1 protein-coding gene and 1 pseudogene are annotated in these 2,467 nt (G+C 59.8%); one reads left to right on the top strand and one right to left on the bottom strand.

The features are described 5' to 3' along the window. Window positions 1–74: 74 nt before the first annotated feature. Window positions 75–1,303, top strand: a pseudogene (locus tag ACFFN1_RS09695) (ISL3 family transposase); the annotation flags it as partial. A gap of 19 nt (window positions 1,304–1,322) precedes the next feature. Here the strand turns inward: ACFFN1_RS09695 and ACFFN1_RS16870 are convergent. After that, the coding region (locus ACFFN1_RS16870; protein WP_376890778.1) for an SAR2788 family putative toxin at window positions 1,323–2,467 on the bottom strand (1,145 nt) is incomplete at its 5' end.

Here is a 2,467-nt window from a genome sequence, read left to right on the forward strand (position 1 = left end):
GGTCGGCCATACCGTCGCTGCCGCCGACCCAGTCAGCGAAGGCGTCGCTCACATCCGCGTCGCAATCACATCGCCTGGGTAACTACAGTTGTGGAAGTCAGGTCCTGCTCGGATTGCCTGACTTCCATCTCATCCACGCCGAGGTCACCGACACTGCCGTCGTCCTCGACATCGAGGCCTGTGACCCGCTGACCGGTTGCCCCGGATGCGGCGTTATCCCGACCGGCCACGGACGCGTCACTGTGACCCTGGTCGACGCCCCATCCGCTGGACGGCCTGCCTGCCTGCGGTGGCGTAAGCACCGCTGGATCTGCCGCGAGTCTGCCTGCCCGGTCGTGACGTTCCTCGAGCAGAACCCGCAGGTCGCCGCCCCGCGCGGCCTGCTGACAACCCGCGCGGTGTCCTGGGCGATCCGTCAGCTGCGGTATGAGAACGCCTCCGTCCAGGGACTGGCTCGCCAGCTGGGCACGACGTGGAACACGCTGTGGTCCCAGATCCGGCCAGTGCTCAACACCGCCGCTGATGATCCGGCACGGTTCGACGGCGTCGAGGTTCTCGGCGTCGATGAGCATGTATGGCACCACACCGATCCGCGCCGGCGCGGACCGAAGGAGCTGACCGGCATGGTCGGTCTCTCCTGCCACCAGCACCCGACGGCGCGTCTGCTGGATCTCGTCCCGGGACGCTCAGCAACGGTGTACAAGGACTGGCTCGCCGCACGCGGGCCCAGCTTCCGCCAAGGTGTGCGGGTCGCGACGCTGGACCCGTTCCAGGGATACAAGAACACGATCGATGACCAACTCGACGCCACCTGTGTGCTCGATGCTTTTCACATCGTCAAGCTCGCCACCAGCGCTGTTGATGACGTTCGCCGTCGTATCCAGCAGCAGACACTCGGGCACCGGGGACGCAAAGGAGACCCGCTCTACGGCATCCGCAACCTTCTGCGGGCCGGCCAAGAACGCCTCACCGACCGGCAGCGTACGAGACTCGAAGCGGCGTTCGCTGCGCACGAGGACCACATCAGTGTCGAAGTCGCCTACCAGTGCGCCCAGGACGTGCGTGACATGTTCCACCAGGACACTCACGCTCAAGGGCGCAGGCTGGCCGCCCGCGTGATCGAGGCCTTGCCGACGTGCCCGATCCCANTACCGGTGGTGCCAGCAACGGTGGCACCGAGGCGGTCAACGGGCTCATCGAGCTGGGCCGTCGGATCGCTCGCAGATTCCGCAACCTCGAGAACTACCAGCTACGAATGCTCCTCATCGGCGGGGGTCTGGACGCCTCACCCCACACTCAACTCGGAAGAGCCCGATTAGGACTCAACCCACCTCATTCTCAGAGCTCTGGCGAATTAACCGGAGCAGTTCATCCCGTGTGCCTTGCAACTGACGGGCAGCCGCATCAAGCACTTGCGAGACGTCCTCTTCCATTGACTGAGTAAACTCCGTGTCGAAACTGGTATCAGGGCTCTCAGCCAGAGCATGATAGTCCGAAAGCTCCGAATTAATGTGGTCAAGAACCTCCTTTGCGGTTAGAAGGATCTCGGCGAGGCTCGAATCCTCGGCGTGAGGTATCTCCACCAGGTGCGTGGAGTACAGGTGCGAAACGGCTACTGCAGCCGCCAATCGCTCGCTTGGTCCCAACCTTCGAATCCACTCGGTGATAAAATGATTGCAAAGCTCGGGATCACTGATCGCTACCCCGTCTTCCAGTACGTTATGGATGTCTGAAATCGACATGCCAGCAGCGATGCGAAGAGCTCGGTCGATCGGCCCAGATCGAGATGCAGCGAGAGCATCGCGAAGCTGTAGTTGGCTATCTGATCCAACCATTGCTGAGATAACCTCCTTTCTTTGCGTATGTGACCACCACGGTGTACGTCTTCCCCTTATACTTGTGCTTGTACACGGCCTGCATGTCAGACTTGTATCGCGAGTGTTTGCCGTGCGCCATGGCTTTACCCATAATCTCAGCGACTTGCTCCTTCGACTTTGCGCCAACTTTATCCACTTATGCTTTGGCGCCATGATATGTCCCCACTTCTTTTTGCTCTGCTTGAGGCCGTACGACTTCGCGGCTTTCTTGATCTGAGTCTTCCCGATATGCTTGATTGCTGCTTTAATACCGATCCGAGCAAGGAGGCCAAGCACGTATAGGACCGGGAAAGCCTGAGCATTCACGTCGACGGAAGAGATCTCGATCAGTTCGCCTGTGTCTCGATCCGTGAGCGTGGCAGCAAATGCATCGTCGCCTATATAGGTGAAGTCGTCAACGTTTAGCTCGCCTGTAACTTCCTCCCCATCGACGACAGCTTCAACACGAACCGATTGAATCAGTTCGTCGAGCGGTCCGTCTTCTGACCTGACTTGGCTCAAATTAGTCAGGTTTGATCGTGGCGTAGGACGCTGACTGCACACCGACTTCAGCAAGAGTTTCGATTGATTCGAACTTCGAGCCAGGATGA

Source organism: Brevibacterium otitidis (genome assembly GCF_042429315.1).
Classification (GTDB): domain Bacteria; phylum Actinomycetota; class Actinomycetes; order Actinomycetales; family Brevibacteriaceae; genus Brevibacterium; species Brevibacterium otitidis.